Source organism: Pseudoxanthomonas jiangsuensis, assembly GCF_010093185.1.
GTDB lineage: Bacteria > Pseudomonadota > Gammaproteobacteria > Xanthomonadales > Xanthomonadaceae > Pseudoxanthomonas > Pseudoxanthomonas jiangsuensis.
On record NZ_PDWL01000026.1, the window covers coordinates 39,042 to 53,817 of the forward strand.

Below are 14,776 nucleotides of genomic sequence, written 5' to 3' on the forward strand. Positions count from 1 at the left end.
ACGAACTCAACCGCTACGACCGCACCAGGTCGGCCGACACCCTCCACAGCCGCGCGGCCATTGCCGCGTCGCGCTGCTCGGCGCTCTGCTCGCCGGCGCGGAAATCGGCCAGGTACTGGCCGTTGACCCCGGCCAACGCTGGATGCACCGCCGCATAGCAGGGTGTGGCGGCGCCCTGGGTGGGCGTGCGGGCGTCGTCGCGGTAGTCGTTGCCGGTGCTGCGCAGGATCGCGGTACGGGTATGGCCCGGAGTGACGCAGTTGCTGGTGGCGCCGGTGCCCTGCAGGCGCCGGGCCAGTTCCAGCGAGAACAGGCCGTTGGCCAGCTTGGAGTGGGCGTAGCCGCGGGCGTTCCAGCCCTCGCCGGACAGGCGTCCGAACTGGATCCCGCCGGCCGGCGCCTGGCGGTGGCTGCCGCTGCCGACCACCACGACCCGGCCGCGGGCGGCGACCACCGTATCCAGCAACTGTTCGACCAGCAGGTAGTGGCCGAGGTGGTTGACCACGAACTGGCGCTCGATGCCGTTCACCCGCTGCCAGTCGCCCAGCACGATGCCGGCGTTGCAGACCAGCGCGTCCAGGCGCGGCGCCAGCTGCCGTACCTGTGCGGCGCAGGCGCGGACCGAGGCGAAGTCGGCCAGGTCCAGAACCACTGGCGTGGCCCGGCCGGTCACGGCGGCGCAAGCCTCGCGACCCTTGTCCGGCGAGCGCGCGGTGCCGATCACGTGCGCTCCGCGCAAGGCCAGCACCCGCATCGTTTCCAGGCCGATGCCGGAGTTGCAGCCGGTGACCAGCACCGTGCGTCCGCGCAGGTCCAGGCCGGCGGTGGCGCGTTCGGAGCTGGCGCCGGCGACCAGTCCGGGCGGCGGGGGCGGCACCGCCGAGGCGGCGAGGGCGGTTCGCGCCGTCAGCAAGGGAGCCATCGACAGCAAGGGGACGGACGCGCCGATCCGCAGCAGGCGACGCCGGTTGAGATTGAAGGACATGCGTGGACCGCTCCAGGCCGGGCTGGGCAGTATGCAAGGCGCATGCATCCGACGACAGCCACGCCATGCTCACGCCGCCACTGCCACCCTGCGCGCACTGCAACCGAGGGATCCTGCGCATGCGCGCGACATCACTGCTGCTGATCGCTTGCGGGATACTGGCGGCGCAGGCCGCCAGCGCCCAGCCCGAGGTGCCCAACAAGCCCGTGCCGGTGCTGGACCTGGAACGCTACGCCGGCACCTGGCACCAGATCGCGCACCTGCCGATGCGCCACCAGCGCAAGTGCGAGCGCGACACCACCGCCACCTACACGCCCCAGGCCGACGGCCGCATCCTGGTGCGCAACGCCTGCATCGACCGCGACGGCGAGCTGCGGGTCGCGACCGGCGTGGCCAAGACCGTCCCGGGAGCGCCGGGCTCGCTGCAGGTGCGCTTCGCCCCGGACTGGATGTCCTGGCTGCCGTTCGCCTGGGCGCCGTACTGGGTGATCGCGGTGGATCCGGACTACCGCTGGGCGATGGTCGGTGGCCCGGACCGCGAATACCTGTGGATCCTCGCCCGCGAGCCGGTCATGGCGCCGGAGCGCTACGCCGAACTGGTGTCGCAGGCGCGCGCCGCCGGCTATCCGGTCGACGGACTGATCCGCGAGCCGGCCGCATCGACGCCGCCGCCGGACGAGTCCGGGCGTTGACCGGCGGCGGCGCGGCGGCCGCCATGGGAGCCAGCGGCTAGAATGCGCACCCCCGTTCGCCGAGAGCCGCCATGCCCGCCAATCCCAGATGCCCGCAGTGCGGCCTGGACAACACCTATCCCGATGGCGCGCTGTGGGTCTGCGCCGACTGCGGGCACGAGTGGAGCGGGGAAGCCGCCGCCACCAGCGATGCGGTGGTGGTCCGCGACAGCAACGGCAACGTGCTGTCCGCCGGCGACACGGTGGTGGTGATCAAGGACCTCAAGGTCAAGGGTTCCTCGATCCCGCTCAAGCAGGGCACGGTGATCCGCAACATCCGCCTGGTCGAGGACGACGCCGAGCACATCGAGGGCCACTCGGACAAGATCAAGGGCCTGGTGCTGAAGACCCAGTTCCTGCGCAAGGCCTGAGCCGCGCGCCTTAGGCCGGCGCGCGCAGGGCCAGGTTGAGGCGGTCGACCACGATCGCCCAGTCGGCGTCGTCGATCCGCTCCTCACGCAGCAGCTGCGCCTGGGCCGGTGTCCAGAACGGCGCCTCCTCCAGCCGCACGTCCTCCGCCAGCGGCGCATGGCGGGCGATGAATGCCTGGATGCTCGGGGTGTCGCTGGGCAGGCCGAGCTGGGCGAACAGCTCGGAGAAGTGGTGCACGCTCGGTTCCATGGTCGCTCCGTGGGTGGGGTGGGCGCCAGCCTGCGCCGTCGCGCGTCAAGGCCGGGTCTGCACCGGCGCGCGCTATTCACGGCGGCGCCCGATGGGTGGAGAGTATCCTGCGGCCAAAGCGTGGAGGACAGTGCCATGGCCACCGGTTGGGCGGGCGACAACGCGGTCAACGAGCAGATCGAGGCGACGGTGAAGGAGGCGGTCGAGCGCGCCCGCCTGCGCCTGCCGCAGGGCCCCGGACTGGAGCGCTGCGAGGAGTGCGACGCCCCGATCCCGGAGGCGCGGCGCAAGGCCGTGCCCGGGGTGCGCCTGTGCGTGGCCTGCCAGGCCGCGCACGACGAGGAAGCCGGTTTCAGCGCCTACAACCGCCGCGGCAGCAAGGACAGCCAGCTGCGGTGAGGCCGCGCCCGGGCCTGCCGCGCGCGCCGTAAGGGGGCGCGCGACGACAGGCCCTAGCGCCGTTCCTGCGGGACCGGTTCCGGGTCTCGCACCGGCGGCGCCAGCCAGCGCGCCGGCACCTCGCTGCCGCGCCAGCGCCGGACCACCCGCTGGAAGAACAGGCTGTTGGGCACCTGCAGCACGCTGCCGCCGTCGCCGTTCTCCGGATCCACTTCCTGCAGGGTGGTGTAGATCAGGTTGAGGTCGACCACCCGGCCCTTGAGCCCGGGCTTGTCGCCGTTCTCCAGCAGTTCGATGTGGTCCTGCAGGCGGAACGGCCGGGTGGTGAAGATCAGGACCGTGCAGAAGATGTTGGACAGCACGCTCCAGGCGGCGAAGAAGGCCACCGCGCCGACCGCGGCGAAGCTGGTGAACGCGGTCCACAGCACCGTGCCCGACACCCCCAGCCGATCCAGCACCAGCAGCAGGGTGGCCACGGTCAGCAGGGTGGCCGAGACCCGGCGCAGCACCGAGGCCATCTCCGGCGGCAGGCCGCGGCGCAGGACCAGCCGGCGCACCAGCGCCCGGACCATGCGCTGCAGCAGCCAGGCGGTCAGCAGGATCAGCAGCACCTGGCCGATCGGCACGATCGTGCCCAGCCAGTCCTGCACCCAGGCGGGCAGGTGTTCCTTCATCGGTCCGGGATTCCTCGCATGCGCCGCATGCGTGCGGCCCCGCCATTCTATCCAGCCGATACCGCGAAGCCGCCGTGGTGGGCCCAAGCCGTTCACGATCGCGGATCTCTGCCGCTGCCGGCCCTCAGCCGCTGGCCACCTGGTTGCGCCCGGCGTGCCCCGGTGCCAGGTGCGGGCAGGGCAGGGCAGTCCCGGCCCACAGCGTCCACATCGGCCAGCCGGCGTCCTGCTCGCGCAGTACCGCGGCGACGGCGATCCCGCCCAGGCCCATGCCCGGGATCCGCAGGTCAGCCGGCCAGCACCCGGATCCGGGCGCCTTCCAGTTCCACCACCTGGCCGGCGCGGACCTTGCAGGTCTTGCGCAGTTCGACCACGCCGTCGACCCGGACCAGGCCCTCGGCGACGATCGCCTTGCCGGCGCCGCCGCTGTCGCACAGGCCGGCCAGCTTGAGCAGCTGGTTGAGTTCGACGTAGTCGCCGTCCAGCTCGAAATCGATGTCTTCCATCGCCACAGTCTAGCCGCGGGGGGCGGCGTGCGCGGCGGTGGCCTCGCGCCAGTGCCGCAGGTGCTCGAGCTTGCGCAGGTAGACCTGGCGCACCTGGGACGTGGTGCCCAGCTCGTGGGCGCGGACCAGCTCGCGGCGGGCGCGCTGCAGGTCGCCGGCGAGGAAATAGGCCCGGGCCAGGCCGAAATGGAACTGGTGCTGGCCGTCCTGGATGCGGATGGCGGTGCGGTAGTGGCGGATGGCGCAGGCGTAGTCGCCCCCGTTCTCGCAACGCACCGCGAGCATGAACTGGTGGAAGGGGTCGTTGCGCTGCACCCGCTCCTGGCGGCGGGCATAGCTGCGGGCCTTGCCGTCCTGGCCGCTGCGCCGGTACAGCGCGACCAGGTTGCTGAGCGCGGCCCCGTAGAACGGGCGCAGATCCAGGGCGGTGAGGAAGGCCTGCTCGGCGCCGCGCAGGTCCTCCTGGCGCTGCAGCAGCACGCCCAGGTTGTTCCAGGCGGCGACGAACCCGGCGTCGTCGGCCAGGGAGGCACGCAAAGCAGCCAGCGCCGCGGCCTCGTCGCCAGCCGCCAGCAGCTCGGCGCCACGGTTGTTGTGGTAATGGGCCATGGCCCGGGTGTCGCTGACGATGTGCGGGCGCTCGCGGCTGACCAGCACGTTGCGGTCCAGGTCGACGATCTTGGTCTGGCTGCCGACCCGCACGCCGACGTTGACGTGGTCGGCGTTGTAGACGATGCCCTGGTCCTCGTACCAGGCCAGGACCTCGCCGACCTCCTGCACATCCGCGTCCAGGCCGGCCTCGCGCGCCAGGGCCACGAACAGCAGGGAGAAGGACAGGCAGTTGGCGCGGCGGTCGCGCCAGGTCTCGGCGACGGTGCGGGTGGTCTGGTAGTCGTACTCCAGGGCCATGCCCCGTTCGCCGAAGATCAGCTCGACCAGCCGCTCCAGACGTGCGGTCGGTCCCGGGCCGGGCGCGACCACCCGCGCGTGCACCAGGGCGCGCAGCTCGTCGGGAATGCGCATCACCTCGGCCTGGGTCGGCGTCGCCGGAACCGCTGCGGCCGCGGGAACTGGGTCCGGGCTCAGGGGAGCGGCGAGGACCGGCAGGCCCGCTGCGGCCAAGGCCAGGAACAGGGTGGTGGCAAGTGTCCGCTGCAGCATGATCGCCCCTCCGCGTCTGCCATGCCGGGGCAGTGTATGCCTGTCGGGCCGCTACCGCGCCGGGGCCGGGCGCATGGCCACGCTGGACGAATCGACCGGGGCCGGCCCGACCGTGGGCGCCACCACCGGGCGGCTGCCGGCCACGGCAGGGGTGTTGCCGGTGGCGGTGGAAGCCGGGGCCAGGACCGGTGCGTCGCCTGGACCGGCATCCCTGCCGCTGCCGGGCGCCGCGGCCAGCGCGTCGGCAATGGCGTCGGATTCGCGGTTGAGCACCACCAGGCTTATCCGGCGGTTGGTCGGCGCGCGCGGGTCGGTGCGGTCGAACGGCACCGAGGACGCCAGGCCGACCACGCGCGCGATCCGGGCCTCCTGCAGGCCGCCTTCCAGCAGGGCGCGGCGGGCGGCGTTGGCGCGCTCGCTGGACAGCTCCCAGTTGCCGTAGCCGTGCGGGGCGTGGAACGGGGTCTCGTCGGTGTGCCCGGCCAGGGCGATCTGGTGGCTGTCCGACTCGGCCAGCAGCTTGCCCAGCTCGTGCATCACCTCGACCGTGTAGTCCTTCATCCGCGAGCCGCCCAGGTCGAACATCGGCCGGTTCAGGCGGTCGACGATCTGGATCCGCAGGCCCTCGGGAGTCAGGTCGATCAGCAGCTGGTCCTTGAACGGCGCCAGTGCCAGGCTCTTCTCGATCGCTTCCTCCAGGCCCTTGCGCAGTTCCTCCAGCTGGCGCCGATCCTCGGCCTTGGCCGCGGCGCGTGCGGCCGCGTCGGCCTCCGCCTTCGACTGCGGCCTCTGCGCCTGGCCCGGATCGCCCGGGCGCGGGCCGATGCCGCCGGGGATGGACAGGGCGTTGGCGGTGGGGATCAGCTTGTCCGAAGCGCCGCCCGGACCGAGCGAGCTGGAGCCGGGGATGGCCGCGGTGCCTTCCACCGCGCTGGGGTTCTTGAAGTATTCGGAGACGGCCGCCTTCTGCTCCTTGCTGGCGATGCCGACCAGCCACATCACCAGGAAGAACGCCATCATCGCGGTCACGAAGTCGGCGTAGGCGACCTTCCAGGCGCCGCCGTGGTGGCCGCCGGCGACCTTCTTGACCCGGCGGATGATGATCGGCTGCTTGGCTTCCATGGCGCCGGCTCAGCGGCTGCCGCGCAGGTGGGCTTCCAGGTCGGCGAAGGCCGGACGCACGTCGGAGAACAGCAGCTTGCGGGCGAACTCCACCGCCACCGTCGGCGGGTAGCCGCGCAGGCTGGAGACCAGGGCCATCTTGATGATCTCGAAGGCCTTGCCTTCCTCGTGGGCGCGGTGGCCCATGGCCGAGGCCAGCGGGCCGACGAAGCCGTAGCCCAGCAGGATGCCGAGGAAGGTGCCGACCAGCGCGGCGGCGACGTGGTGGCCGATCTCGGCGACCTCGCCGCCGATGGCGGCCATGGTGATGACGATGCCCAGCACCGCGGCGACGATGCCGAAGCCGGGCAGGGAGTCGGCCAGCACCTGCAGGGCGTGGGCCGGTTCGTGCGCCTCCTGGTGGTGGGTCTCGACCTCGACCTCCAGCAACTGCTCCAGCTCGTGCGGCTCCATGTTGCCGCTGACCATCAGCCGCAGGCAGTCGGTGGTGAACTCCATCAGGTGGTGGTCGGCCAGCAGCTTGGGGTACTTGGAGAACACCGCGCTGGAGCCCGGATTGTCGATGTCCTTCTCGATCCCGATCATGCCTTCCTTGCGCGCCTTGACCAGCACGTCGTAGACCATCGACAGGATGTCGATGTAGTCGGCGCGCTTGTAGCGGGCGCCCTTGAGGGTGCCGGGGATGCCCTTGAGCACCGCCTTGACCACCTTCATCGGGTTGGCGACCAGGAACGCGCCGAACGCCGCGCCGCCGATGATCAGCACCTCGTAGGGCTGCCAGAGCGCGGCGATGTTGCCGTGCGACAGCACGTACCCGCCGACCACGCTGAGGATGACGACGATGAAGCCGATGATGATGAGCATGAAGGCGGGCGCGCGCGGGGTTGACACCGTATCGGCAGTGGCCGGGCGAAATTGAGAGCGTCCGGAAAAGGCCCTGGAGACCGCCGGCCGGGCCTGGCGCGCGGCCGCGGTTCCGGCTGAAACCGTGTCGGGGCGGGCGGGCGCAGGTGTATCCTGCGCCGCCGCCGGAACGGCGCCCCCCACTGCCAGGAGTCCCCGCATGATCCAGCGTTTCGAAGTCGGTCCGCGCATGTCCGAGCTCGCCGTCCACAACGGCGTGGCCTATCTCGCCGGGCAGGTGCCCGAGGACGCCTCGCAGGACATCACCGGCCAGACCCGGCAGGTGCTGGAGGCGATCGACGCCCTGCTGGCCCAGGCCGGCACCGACAAGACCCGGATCCTGCGCGCGCAGATCTTCCTGGCCGACGTGGCCGACTTCGCCGGCATGAACCAGGCCTGGGACGCCTGGGTCGTGGCCGGCCACACCCCGCCGCGCGCCACCGTGCAGGCGGTCCTGGCCAAGCCGGAATGGAAGGTCGAGATCGTGGTCACCGCCGCGGTCTGAGCCGCGGCGTCGCCATCCCGGGTCGGCGGGGAGGCGTGGCGATGAGCGCCGCTGCCGGCGGCGACCTGTTCGCCGCGCCCGCCGGGCTCCACAGCCTGTTCTTCGCCCTGTTGCCGGATCCGGCGACGGTGGCCGCGCTGGGCTTGGCGCGGACGGCGCTGGAAGCCACGCTGCCGCCGCAGCGTGGCGCAGGTATCCCCGAGGCGCGGCTGCACCTGACCCTGCACTGGCTGGGCGAGTGGTCGCAGCTGCCGCCGCAGGCGGTCGCCGCGGCCAGGCAGGCGGCCGTGTTGGTGCAGGGAGAAGCCTTCACCCTGCGCCTGGACCAGGCCGACTGCTTCGGCCACGCCGAGGCGATCTGGGTGCTGCGGCCGTCCGCATCGCCGGCCGCGCTGTCGGCGCTGCACCGCGACCTGGCCGCCGCGCTGGCGCGGCAGCGCCTCCGCCTGCCGGGCGGTCCGGCCTTCGCTCCGCACGTGAGCCTGCGCCGGCGCGCCACCGCGCGCTTCGCGGCCCGGTCGCTGCCGCCGGTGGAGTGGCCGGTGGACGGCTTCGCCCTGGTCCACAGCGAGCGTGAGGCCGGGCGCACCGCCTACCACCTCATCGACCGCTGGCCGCTTCCTTTGTAGGAGCCGGTCTTGCCGGCGACCGTGGAGGCGGACGCATCAATGGCATCCGGTTTCATGCAAACGCTTCGGCCATGGCGGTCGCCGGCAAGACCGGCTCCTACATGGATTGCAGATGAGCGGCCGCGGCCAGGCCGGCCCGGCGGCCGCTGGCGAAGCAGGCGGTGAGCAGGTAGCCGCCGGTCGGCGCTTCCCAGTCCAGCATCTCGCCGGCGAAGAACACGCCGGGCAAGGTGGTGCCCATCAGCGCGCTGTCCAGCGCTTCCAGGCGCACGCCGCCGCCGCTGCTGATCGCCTCGGCGATCGGCCGCGGGCGCAGCAGCCGCAAGGGCAGGCGCTTGAGCGTGGCGGCGATCCGGTCCATGTCGGCCAGCTCGCCGGGCCCGAGCACCTCGCGCAGCAGCGCGGCCTTGACCCCGCCCACCCCGGCCTGGCGGCGCAGATGCTCGCTCAGGCTGCGGCCCTGGCGGGGCTTGCCCAGCTCGCTGCGCAGGCGTTCCAGGCTGCGGCCGGGCACCAGGTCCAGCCACAGGGTGGCGTGGCCGTCGCGGGCGATAGCCTCGCGCAGGGGCCCCGACAGCGCATAGACCAGGCTGCCTTCGACGCCGTCGGCGCTGACCACGCATTCGCCCTGCAGGGAATGCTCGCCGCCGGCGGCGTCGCGCCAGTGCGCGACCACCGGCTTCAGCGGCGCGCCGGCGTGGCGTTCGGCGAAATGCGCGCTCCAGCCGGCGTCGAAGCCGCAGTTGGAGGGCAGCAGGGGCGCCACGTCCACGCCACGGGCGGCTACCGCCTCGACCCAGGCGCCGTCCGAGCCCAGCTGCGGCCAGCTGCCGCCGCCGAGCGCGAGCACGGTAGCCGCGGCGCGGATCCGGCGTTCGCCTTCGGGCGTGGCCAGGCGCAGCGCGCCGTCCGCGTCCCAGCCCTGCCAGCGGTGCTGGACGTGGAAACGCACGCCCTGGTCCTTCAGCCGCCGCACCCAGCCGCGCAGCAAAGGTGCGGCCTTGCGGTCCAGCGGGAACACCCGGTCGGAGCTGCCGACATAGGTCTCCACGCCCAGTCCGCGCGCCCACTGGCGCAGGTCGTCGGCGCCGAAGTCGCGCAGCCAGGCGGCGACCTCGGCCTGGCGCGCGCCGTAGCGGGCGGCGAAGCCGGGCATCGGTTCGGCATGGGTGAGGTTGAGGCCGCCCTTGCCGGCGATCAGGAACTTGCGCCCGACCGAGCCCTTGGCCTCGAACAGGTCGACCTCGCAGCCGGCCGCGCGCGCGGCCTCGGCGGCCATCAGGCCGGCCGGCCCGCCGCCGATGATGGCCAGGCCGGGAAGGGTGTCGGGTACGGACATGGCCTCAGTGCGGCGTCGCGCCCAGCAGTTCGACCTCGAACACCAGCGAGGCATGCGGCGGAATGACGTTGCCGGCGCCGCGGCGGCCGTAGGCCTGCTCGGCCGGGATCAGCAGGGTGCGCCTGCCGCCCACCCGCATCCCGGCCACGCCCTCGTCCCAGCCGCGGATGACCTGGCCGGCGCCGAGCAGGAAGGTGAACGGCTGGCCGCGGTCGCGCGAGCTGTCGAACTTCGCGCCGCGGCGGTCGGCGTTGCGCTCGTCGTAGAGCCAGCCGGTGTAGTGCACGGTGACGTCCTGGCCGGCGCTGGCGGTCTCGCCGGTGCCGATGGCGTCGTCGATCCTCTGCAGCTCGGCGACGCTGCCGCCGGGCGGCGGGCCGGGTTCGGCGCAGGCCGCCAGCAGCAGCGCGCACAGCAGGGCCGGCAGGAGGAGGAGCGGGGCGGGGCGACGGAGCATGGCGGCGGGGGTGTGCAGGCGTTCGGGCGCGCAAGGGTAACCGACCGGCCGAGTCCCCGGCGGAGGCGGCCGGCGCACGGCTTATCATGCGCGCATGGCCAAGCTGCTGTTCAACCTGCGCAACGTGCCCGACGACGAGGCCGACGAGGTGCGTGCGCTGCTCGATGCGCACGCGCTGGACTGGTACGAGACCCGGCCCGGTCCGTGGGGCGTCTCCGCCGGCGGGCTGTGGCTGCGCGATGCCGGGGCCTACCCACGGGCCCGGCAACTTCTGGACGACTATCAGCGCGAACGCCGCTCGCGGGCACGCGAGGCTGAAGCGCACGAGGGTCGGCAGACGTTCCTCGAACTGCTGCGGACCCGTCCCGGGTTCGTGCTGCCGCGGCTGCTGGCGATCCTGGCGGTGATCGCGCTGACCCTGGCCCTGCCGTGGTGGTTGCTGCGCGTATGATCCTGAATGTCGCTGCCTACCATTTCACCCCGGTCGCCGAACCGCAGGCGCTGGCCGACTGGCTGCGCCTGCAGTGCGGGGAGGCCGGACTGCTCGGCACCGTGCTGGTGGCGCCGGAGGGCGTCAACCTGTTCCTGGCCGGCGACGAGGCCGGGTTGCGCGGCGTGCTCGAGCGCCTGCGCGGGTGGCCGGGGCTGGAACGCCTGCAGTGCAAGTTCAGCTACAGCCGCTCCCAGCCGTTCGCCCGGCTGAAGGTGAAGGTCAAGGCCGAGATCATCAGCTTCCGCCATTCGCAGGCCACGCCGCTGGCTGCCGGCGAACGCGCGCCGGCGGTCGATCCGCCGACCCTGGCGCGCTGGCTGGCCCAGGGCGGGCGCGACGACGCCGGCCGCCCGGTGGTGATGCTCGACACCCGCAACGTTCAGGAAGTCGGGCACGGCACCTTCGCCGGCGCGCTGACCCTGCCGATCAGCCGCTTCACCGAACTGCCGGCCGCGCTCGAGCCGCACCGGGAGGCTTTGAAGGACGCCACCGTGGTCAGCTTCTGCACCGGCGGCATCCGCTGCGAGAAGGCGGCGTTGTGGATGCGCCAGCACGGCATGGACAACGTGCTGCAGCTGGACGGCGGGATCCTCGGCTATTTCGAGCAGGTCGGCGGCCTGGGCTACGAGGGCGGCTGCTTCGTATTCGACGCGCGCGTGGCGCTGGATCCGCAGCTGCGCCCACTGGTCGATGAAGCAACCGGCGGCGATGCGGAGGAAACGCTTGCGCCCATCTTGGCGACTGGATAAGATGCGCGCCCTCAGCTTCATGTGGGGCCATAGCTCAGCTGGGAGAGCGCCTGCATGGCATGCAGGAGGTCGGCGGTTCGATCCCGCCTGGCTCCACCACTCCGGCGCAGGCCGGGCGAACTGAGATGCTTCAAGTCCCCATCGTCTAGAGGCCTAGGACATTACCCTTTCACGGTAGCGACCGGGGTTCGAATCCCCGTGGGGACGCCACCTTCCACGATCCGGCTGCATCAGGGCCGTCTCGTTTCCAGCTTCACGCGGGGCCATAGCTCAGCTGGGAGAGCGCCTGCATGGCATGCAGGAGGTCGGCGGTTCGATCCCGCCTGGCTCCACCAAGATGCAAACGACGGGCCCGCAATGCGGGCCCGTTCTTTTTGCACCCTAGCGGGGCGTCGGATGCAGTGGCGCCAATGTGGCGTCAGCGCTGCTGGCGGTGCTGCTCGTCCTGCGGTTTCTGCTGCGGGTCACGGCCCTTCTGCTGGTCGTTCTGGTCCCACTGTTGCTGCTGCTGGCGGTTCTGGTCCTGATCGCGCTGCGGGTTCGGGCTCTGGCGCTGCGGATCGTTCTGGTTCTTGTGGTTGGCCATGGTCGTGCTCCATCGCGCGGCCGATTTGACCGCACGCACAGGCTAGGTGCGGGCGGGTAAAACGGCGGTGGACAGTTCGCTAGCGTGGCGTGACGGGTTCACCTTCGTGCACGGGCGGGTGAAGCGTTCATGGCAGGTGCGAGCCGCCTCAGCCACTTGCCAGCCTCAGCCGCAGGGCGTTGCCGACCACCGACACCGAGCTCAGGCTCATCGCCAAGGCCGCCAGCATCGGCGACATCACCAGGCCGGTGAACGGATACAGCACGCCGGCGGCGATCGGCACGCCCAGCGCGTTGTAGAGCAGGGCGAAGCCCAGGTTCTGGCGCATGTTGCGCACGGCCGCGCCGGAGATGGCGATGGCCTGGGCGATCCCGCGCAGGTCGCCCTTGACCAGGGTCACCTGGGCCGAGGACATGGCCACGTCGGTGCCGGTGCCCATGGCGATGCCGACCTCGGCGGCAGCCAGCGCCGGCGCGTCGTTGATGCCGTCGCCGGCCATCGCCACGCGCCGGCCTTCGCCGTGCAGGCGCGCGACCAGTTCGACCTTGGCGTCCGGGGTCATCTCGCCGTGGACCTCGTCGATGCCCAGCTGCGCGGCCACCGCCTGCGCGGTGGCGCGGCCGTCGCCGCTGGCCATGACGATGCGCAGGCCGGCCGCGTGCAGGCGCGCGATCGCCTCGGGCGTGCCGGCCTTGACCGGATCGGCCACCGCCAGCAGCCCGGCGGCGAGGCCGTCGACGGCCAGGAATACCACGCTGGCGCCCTCCCGGCGCAAAGCCTCGGCGCGCGGTTCCAGCGTCGCGGTGTCGACCGCCTCGGCGCGCATCAGCGCCGGCGATCCCAGCAGCAGGGCATGGTCCTCGACCCGGCCGCGCACGCCGGTGCCTGTGCCGGACTCGAAATCCTCCGCCGGCGCCAGTGCGATTCCACGCCGGTGTGCCTCGGCGACGATGGCGCTGGCCAGCGGATGCTCGCTGCCCACGTCCAGGCTGGCGGCCAGCCGCAGCACCTGGTCGGCATCGGCGTGGGGCAGGGCGATGGTCTCGCGGAACAGCGGCCGGCCCTCGGTGAGGGTGCCGGTCTTGTCGACCACCACGAGGGTCGGCAGGGATTCGTGAGAAATACAGCCGAATCCGCTTTAAGTTTTTGATGTTGCGTGCTTTTCTTCTTCATACGCCGCTGAGGCCACGAAGTGGCCTATTAGCACTTCGCGTCGAAACTGAATAGACAGAGTCCGCTACCCTCTCGGCTCGGCGATCTGCGTCCAGTGGGGCTCCAAAACGATCTCGGTGAATTGGAGAGGCGCGACCTTACGTTCCAGGTCGAGCGTGTAGTCTCCGAACCGATTGATGTGGCTGGTCCGATACGGCGACAAGCCGCCCAGAACCTCGGGATTCAACTCCATCCCCTCCTCCTGCAGGCTGGCCAACGTGCGTGTCATCTGGTCTACGTTGTGCAGGATGATCATATTGGCCACGAGCTGGTTGTACTTCACGACCTTTCGCTGCTCATGAAGCACGTTCTCGGCAATGATCCCTTCTCCGCCGAAGAAAACCCATTTGACGAAGCCATTGAACTCTTCGCTTTTGTTGGTGGCCGCCTGGATAGTCCGACGCATGTCCACGTCATCGATGTAGCGCAGCAAGAACAGCGTGCGAATGACCTTCCCAAGCTCCCGGAAGGCGAAGTACAACTTGTTCTTCCGGCTGTAGGTTCCCAGCCGGCGAAGGATCGTCGAAGCGGTGATCTTGCCCAACTTGATCGACACCGTGACCCGCAGCATGTCGTGCAGATGCGTTTCGATCAGGCCCCAGTCGATGCTGTCGCCGAACAGCGCCTGGATGTTCTTGTACGGGCGACCCGCCTCCGCGCGGAAGAAGGTCAGATCCTTGATGTTGCGAATACGTGGCATCAACTGAATGCCCAACAGGTAGGACAAACCAAAGACCGGATAACTCTGGGCCTGGGTATCCCCATGCACGATTTCAGGCTGGATATCAGACGTGTTGGCCAGCAATCCGTCCAGAATGTAGATCGCTTCGTGCACACCGCACGGAATGAAGTGACTGAACAGCGCCACGTACTTGTCAGAGACGTGGTAGTAGCCGATGCCGCCATAACCACCGTAGCGGATGTGGTACTCCGAGAGCAGGTTCTGCTCGTACATGCTCCACTTGGTGCCATCGGCCGACGCACTCTTGCCCGAGCCCCAGTAGCCAGGCAGATCGAACTTGTTGAACGTATTGATCACCTGCACGATCGCCTTGTCCAACGTGTCTTCAGTGACGTACTTGAGGTTAAGCCAGGAAATCTGGCGCCGACTGAAGCCCTTGATTGAGCGCGCAGTCTGGGTCGGGCCCAGGTTGCACCCGTAGCAGAACAGCGTAGTGATCACCCGGCGCATGAGATCGTCCACGCGCGCATTGGTGCCCGCAATCGGCCGGAAATTACGGTGCAGCTTGAGCCATTGAGCCGCATCGATCAGCACGTCTACGATACTCATCGCCGGCAGCCTCTCGGTGATAAGAGCATCGACCGTGGCAATGGCGCTGGAGATCTCAGGCCGTTGCAGCTTCCGGAGCACCAGGCGCCCATCCACCACATCGGCGTGGACGTTCTCCGGAAAACGTGCATCCACCGTGTCGGCCAGTGAGCTCAGCTCTTGCTGCAAATGGCGCACGAACTCGCTGGCCTCGGTGGCCAGACCAGATACCTCACCGTAGGCCTCCAGTTCCTGGGCGAATGTGGCCTCATCCACCAGTTGCTCTCGGTAATCGTCGTAGCGCTCCCTGGACCGGCCAGAGTTCCGTAGACACTCAGTTGCCGCGTTGCGCGTAGCGCCGTTCGAACTCTACCGGTGACACCCCGCCAGCGGAACCATGCCGGCGGATCGGGTTGTAGAACATCTCGATGTAG

The 14,776-nt window shown here is 70.5% G+C and carries 18 protein-coding genes, 3 tRNA genes and 2 pseudogenes; 10 read left to right on the forward strand and 13 right to left on the reverse strand.

Annotated features, from left to right (window positions below; genetic code table 11):
* Positions 1–13: 13 nt before the first annotated feature.
* On the reverse strand, positions 14–985 hold the full coding sequence (locus CSC62_RS14510) for an SDR family NAD(P)-dependent oxidoreductase (RefSeq protein WP_162407399.1): 972 nt from the start codon (positions 983–985) through the stop codon (positions 14–16).
* A 119-nt stretch (positions 986–1,104) separates the two neighbouring features.
* Here CSC62_RS14510 and CSC62_RS14515 point away from each other — a divergent pair, with 119 nt between their 5' ends.
* Positions 1,105–1,677 carry a lipocalin family protein gene (locus tag CSC62_RS14515; protein WP_162407400.1) on the forward strand — a complete coding sequence of 191 codons (573 nt, stop codon included), beginning with the start codon at positions 1,105–1,107 and terminating at the stop codon, positions 1,675–1,677.
* A 71-nt stretch (positions 1,678–1,748) separates the two neighbouring features.
* Complete coding sequence (locus CSC62_RS14520) at positions 1,749–2,087, forward strand: zinc ribbon domain-containing protein YjdM (protein WP_162407401.1); 339 nt, start codon at positions 1,749–1,751, stop codon at positions 2,085–2,087.
* A 10-nt stretch (positions 2,088–2,097) separates the two neighbouring features.
* Here the strand turns inward: CSC62_RS14520 and CSC62_RS14525 are convergent, their stop codons facing one another.
* Positions 2,098–2,337: a DUF2789 domain-containing protein gene (locus CSC62_RS14525; RefSeq protein WP_162407402.1), complete on the reverse strand. Its 240-nt coding sequence runs from the start codon at positions 2,335–2,337 to the stop codon at positions 2,098–2,100.
* A gap of 135 nt (positions 2,338–2,472) precedes the next feature.
* Here CSC62_RS14525 and CSC62_RS14530 point away from each other — a divergent pair, with 135 nt between their 5' ends.
* Positions 2,473–2,736, forward strand: coding sequence for a DksA/TraR family C4-type zinc finger protein (locus CSC62_RS14530; RefSeq protein ID WP_162407403.1), 264 nt, complete (start codon positions 2,473–2,475; stop codon positions 2,734–2,736).
* Positions 2,737–2,789: 53 nt separating this feature from the next.
* Here the strand turns inward: CSC62_RS14530 and CSC62_RS14535 are convergent, their stop codons facing one another.
* The 6 genes from CSC62_RS14535 to motA form a co-directional block, all read right to left on the reverse strand.
* Complete coding sequence (locus CSC62_RS14535; RefSeq protein WP_162407404.1) at positions 2,790–3,410, reverse strand: mechanosensitive ion channel domain-containing protein; 621 nt, start codon at positions 3,408–3,410, stop codon at positions 2,790–2,792.
* A gap of 124 nt (positions 3,411–3,534) precedes the next feature.
* Positions 3,535–3,681, reverse strand: a complete 147-nt coding sequence (locus CSC62_RS14540; protein WP_162407405.1) for a hypothetical protein — start codon at positions 3,679–3,681, stop codon at positions 3,535–3,537.
* Positions 3,682–3,697: 16 nt separating this feature from the next.
* Entirely contained in the window at positions 3,698–3,916 is a 219-nt protein-coding gene (locus CSC62_RS14545) for an RNA-binding S4 domain-containing protein (RefSeq protein WP_162407406.1), read from the reverse strand.
* A 9-nt stretch (positions 3,917–3,925) separates the two neighbouring features.
* Positions 3,926–5,077: a tetratricopeptide repeat protein gene (locus CSC62_RS14550; RefSeq protein WP_162407407.1), complete on the reverse strand. Its 1,152-nt coding sequence runs from the start codon at positions 5,075–5,077 to the stop codon at positions 3,926–3,928.
* Between the two features lie 51 nt (positions 5,078–5,128).
* Positions 5,129–6,199: a flagellar motor protein MotB gene (motB, locus tag CSC62_RS14555; protein WP_162407408.1), complete on the reverse strand. Its 1,071-nt coding sequence runs from the start codon at positions 6,197–6,199 to the stop codon at positions 5,129–5,131.
* Positions 6,200–6,208: 9 nt separating this feature from the next.
* Positions 6,209–7,063 carry a flagellar motor stator protein MotA gene (motA, locus tag CSC62_RS14560; RefSeq protein WP_162407409.1) on the reverse strand — a complete coding sequence of 285 codons (855 nt, stop codon included), beginning with the start codon at positions 7,061–7,063 and terminating at the stop codon, positions 6,209–6,211.
* A gap of 199 nt (positions 7,064–7,262) precedes the next feature.
* Between motA and CSC62_RS14565 the strand changes: the two genes are divergently transcribed.
* On the forward strand, positions 7,263–7,607 hold the full coding sequence (locus CSC62_RS14565) for a RidA family protein (RefSeq protein WP_162407410.1): 345 nt from the start codon (positions 7,263–7,265) through the stop codon (positions 7,605–7,607).
* A 41-nt stretch (positions 7,608–7,648) separates the two neighbouring features.
* The gene (locus tag CSC62_RS14570; protein WP_162407411.1) at positions 7,649–8,236 is read left to right on the forward strand and encodes a 2'-5' RNA ligase family protein; all 588 of its coding nucleotides are present in this window, start codon (positions 7,649–7,651) and stop codon (positions 8,234–8,236) included.
* A 97-nt stretch (positions 8,237–8,333) separates the two neighbouring features.
* Here CSC62_RS14570 and CSC62_RS14575 read toward each other — a convergent pair whose 3' ends face one another.
* On the reverse strand, positions 8,334–9,575 hold the full coding sequence (locus CSC62_RS14575) for a TIGR03862 family flavoprotein (protein WP_162407412.1): 1,242 nt from the start codon (positions 9,573–9,575) through the stop codon (positions 8,334–8,336).
* Between the two features lie 4 nt (positions 9,576–9,579).
* Positions 9,580–10,032, reverse strand: coding sequence for an FKBP-type peptidyl-prolyl cis-trans isomerase (locus tag CSC62_RS14580; RefSeq protein WP_162407413.1), 453 nt, complete (start codon positions 10,030–10,032; stop codon positions 9,580–9,582).
* Between the two features lie 94 nt (positions 10,033–10,126).
* Here CSC62_RS14580 and CSC62_RS14585 point away from each other — a divergent pair, with 94 nt between their 5' ends.
* The 5 genes from CSC62_RS14585 to CSC62_RS14605 all read left to right on the forward strand — a co-directional run bounded on the left by CSC62_RS14585 (position 10,127) and on the right by CSC62_RS14605 (position 11,609).
* Positions 10,127–10,483: a DUF6164 family protein gene (locus CSC62_RS14585; protein WP_162407414.1), complete on the forward strand. Its 357-nt coding sequence runs from the start codon at positions 10,127–10,129 to the stop codon at positions 10,481–10,483.
* Positions 10,480–11,274, forward strand: a complete 795-nt coding sequence (locus CSC62_RS14590; protein WP_162407415.1) for a sulfurtransferase — start codon at positions 10,480–10,482, stop codon at positions 11,272–11,274. The genes CSC62_RS14585 and CSC62_RS14590 overlap by 4 nt, the downstream gene beginning before the upstream one ends.
* Positions 11,275–11,297: 23 nt before the next feature.
* Positions 11,298–11,373 (forward strand) — tRNA-Ala (locus CSC62_RS14595).
* Between the two features lie 35 nt (positions 11,374–11,408).
* A tRNA-Glu gene (locus tag CSC62_RS14600) sits at positions 11,409–11,484 on the forward strand.
* A gap of 49 nt (positions 11,485–11,533) precedes the next feature.
* Positions 11,534–11,609, forward strand: a tRNA-Ala gene (locus CSC62_RS14605).
* Between the two features lie 83 nt (positions 11,610–11,692).
* Here the strand turns inward: CSC62_RS14605 and CSC62_RS14610 are convergent.
* From CSC62_RS14610 to CSC62_RS14620, 3 genes and pseudogenes are all read right to left on the reverse strand, one after another.
* Positions 11,693–11,860 (reverse strand): hypothetical protein, encoded by a 168-nt coding sequence (locus CSC62_RS14610; RefSeq protein WP_162407416.1) that lies wholly within the window; start codon positions 11,858–11,860, stop codon positions 11,693–11,695.
* Positions 11,861–12,008: 148 nt separating this feature from the next.
* Positions 12,009–12,956 (reverse strand): annotated as a pseudogene (locus CSC62_RS14615) (HAD-IC family P-type ATPase); the annotation flags it as partial.
* 141 nt (positions 12,957–13,097) lie between these two features.
* Positions 13,098–14,648: pseudogene (locus CSC62_RS14620) on the reverse strand (Tn3 family transposase); the annotation flags it as partial.
* Positions 14,649–14,776: the final 128 nt, after the last annotated feature.

What these genes read in the sequence shown, in the direction of transcription:
- CSC62_RS14510 (WP_162407399.1), bottom strand. Translation starts at nt 985, where the DNA reads ATGTCCTTCAATCTCAACCGGCGTCGCCTGCTGCGGATCGGCGCGTCC.
- CSC62_RS14515 (WP_162407400.1), top strand. Translation starts at nt 1,105, where the DNA reads ATGCGCGCGACATCACTGCTGCTGATCGCTTGCGGGATACTGGCGGCG.
- CSC62_RS14520 (WP_162407401.1), top strand. Translation starts at nt 1,749, where the DNA reads ATGCCCGCCAATCCCAGATGCCCGCAGTGCGGCCTGGACAACACCTAT.
- CSC62_RS14525 (WP_162407402.1), bottom strand. Translation starts at nt 2,337, where the DNA reads ATGGAACCGAGCGTGCACCACTTCTCCGAGCTGTTCGCCCAGCTCGGC.
- CSC62_RS14530 (WP_162407403.1), top strand. Translation starts at nt 2,473, where the DNA reads ATGGCCACCGGTTGGGCGGGCGACAACGCGGTCAACGAGCAGATCGAG.
- CSC62_RS14535 (WP_162407404.1), bottom strand. Translation starts at nt 3,410, where the DNA reads ATGAAGGAACACCTGCCCGCCTGGGTGCAGGACTGGCTGGGCACGATC.
- CSC62_RS14540 (WP_162407405.1), bottom strand. Translation starts at nt 3,681, where the DNA reads ATGGGCCTGGGCGGGATCGCCGTCGCCGCGGTACTGCGCGAGCAGGAC.
- CSC62_RS14545 (WP_162407406.1), bottom strand. Translation starts at nt 3,916, where the DNA reads ATGGAAGACATCGATTTCGAGCTGGACGGCGACTACGTCGAACTCAAC.
- CSC62_RS14550 (WP_162407407.1), bottom strand. Translation starts at nt 5,077, where the DNA reads ATGCTGCAGCGGACACTTGCCACCACCCTGTTCCTGGCCTTGGCCGCA.
- motB (WP_162407408.1), bottom strand. Translation starts at nt 6,199, where the DNA reads ATGGAAGCCAAGCAGCCGATCATCATCCGCCGGGTCAAGAAGGTCGCC.
- motA (WP_162407409.1), bottom strand. Translation starts at nt 7,063, where the DNA reads ATGCTCATCATCATCGGCTTCATCGTCGTCATCCTCAGCGTGGTCGGC.
- CSC62_RS14565 (WP_162407410.1), top strand. Translation starts at nt 7,263, where the DNA reads ATGATCCAGCGTTTCGAAGTCGGTCCGCGCATGTCCGAGCTCGCCGTC.
- CSC62_RS14570 (WP_162407411.1), top strand. Translation starts at nt 7,649, where the DNA reads ATGAGCGCCGCTGCCGGCGGCGACCTGTTCGCCGCGCCCGCCGGGCTC.
- CSC62_RS14575 (WP_162407412.1), bottom strand. Translation starts at nt 9,575, where the DNA reads ATGTCCGTACCCGACACCCTTCCCGGCCTGGCCATCATCGGCGGCGGG.
- CSC62_RS14580 (WP_162407413.1), bottom strand. Translation starts at nt 10,032, where the DNA reads ATGCTCCGTCGCCCCGCCCCGCTCCTCCTCCTGCCGGCCCTGCTGTGC.
- CSC62_RS14585 (WP_162407414.1), top strand. Translation starts at nt 10,127, where the DNA reads ATGGCCAAGCTGCTGTTCAACCTGCGCAACGTGCCCGACGACGAGGCC.
- CSC62_RS14590 (WP_162407415.1), top strand. Translation starts at nt 10,480, where the DNA reads ATGATCCTGAATGTCGCTGCCTACCATTTCACCCCGGTCGCCGAACCG.
- CSC62_RS14610 (WP_162407416.1), bottom strand. Translation starts at nt 11,860, where the DNA reads ATGGCCAACCACAAGAACCAGAACGATCCGCAGCGCCAGAGCCCGAAC.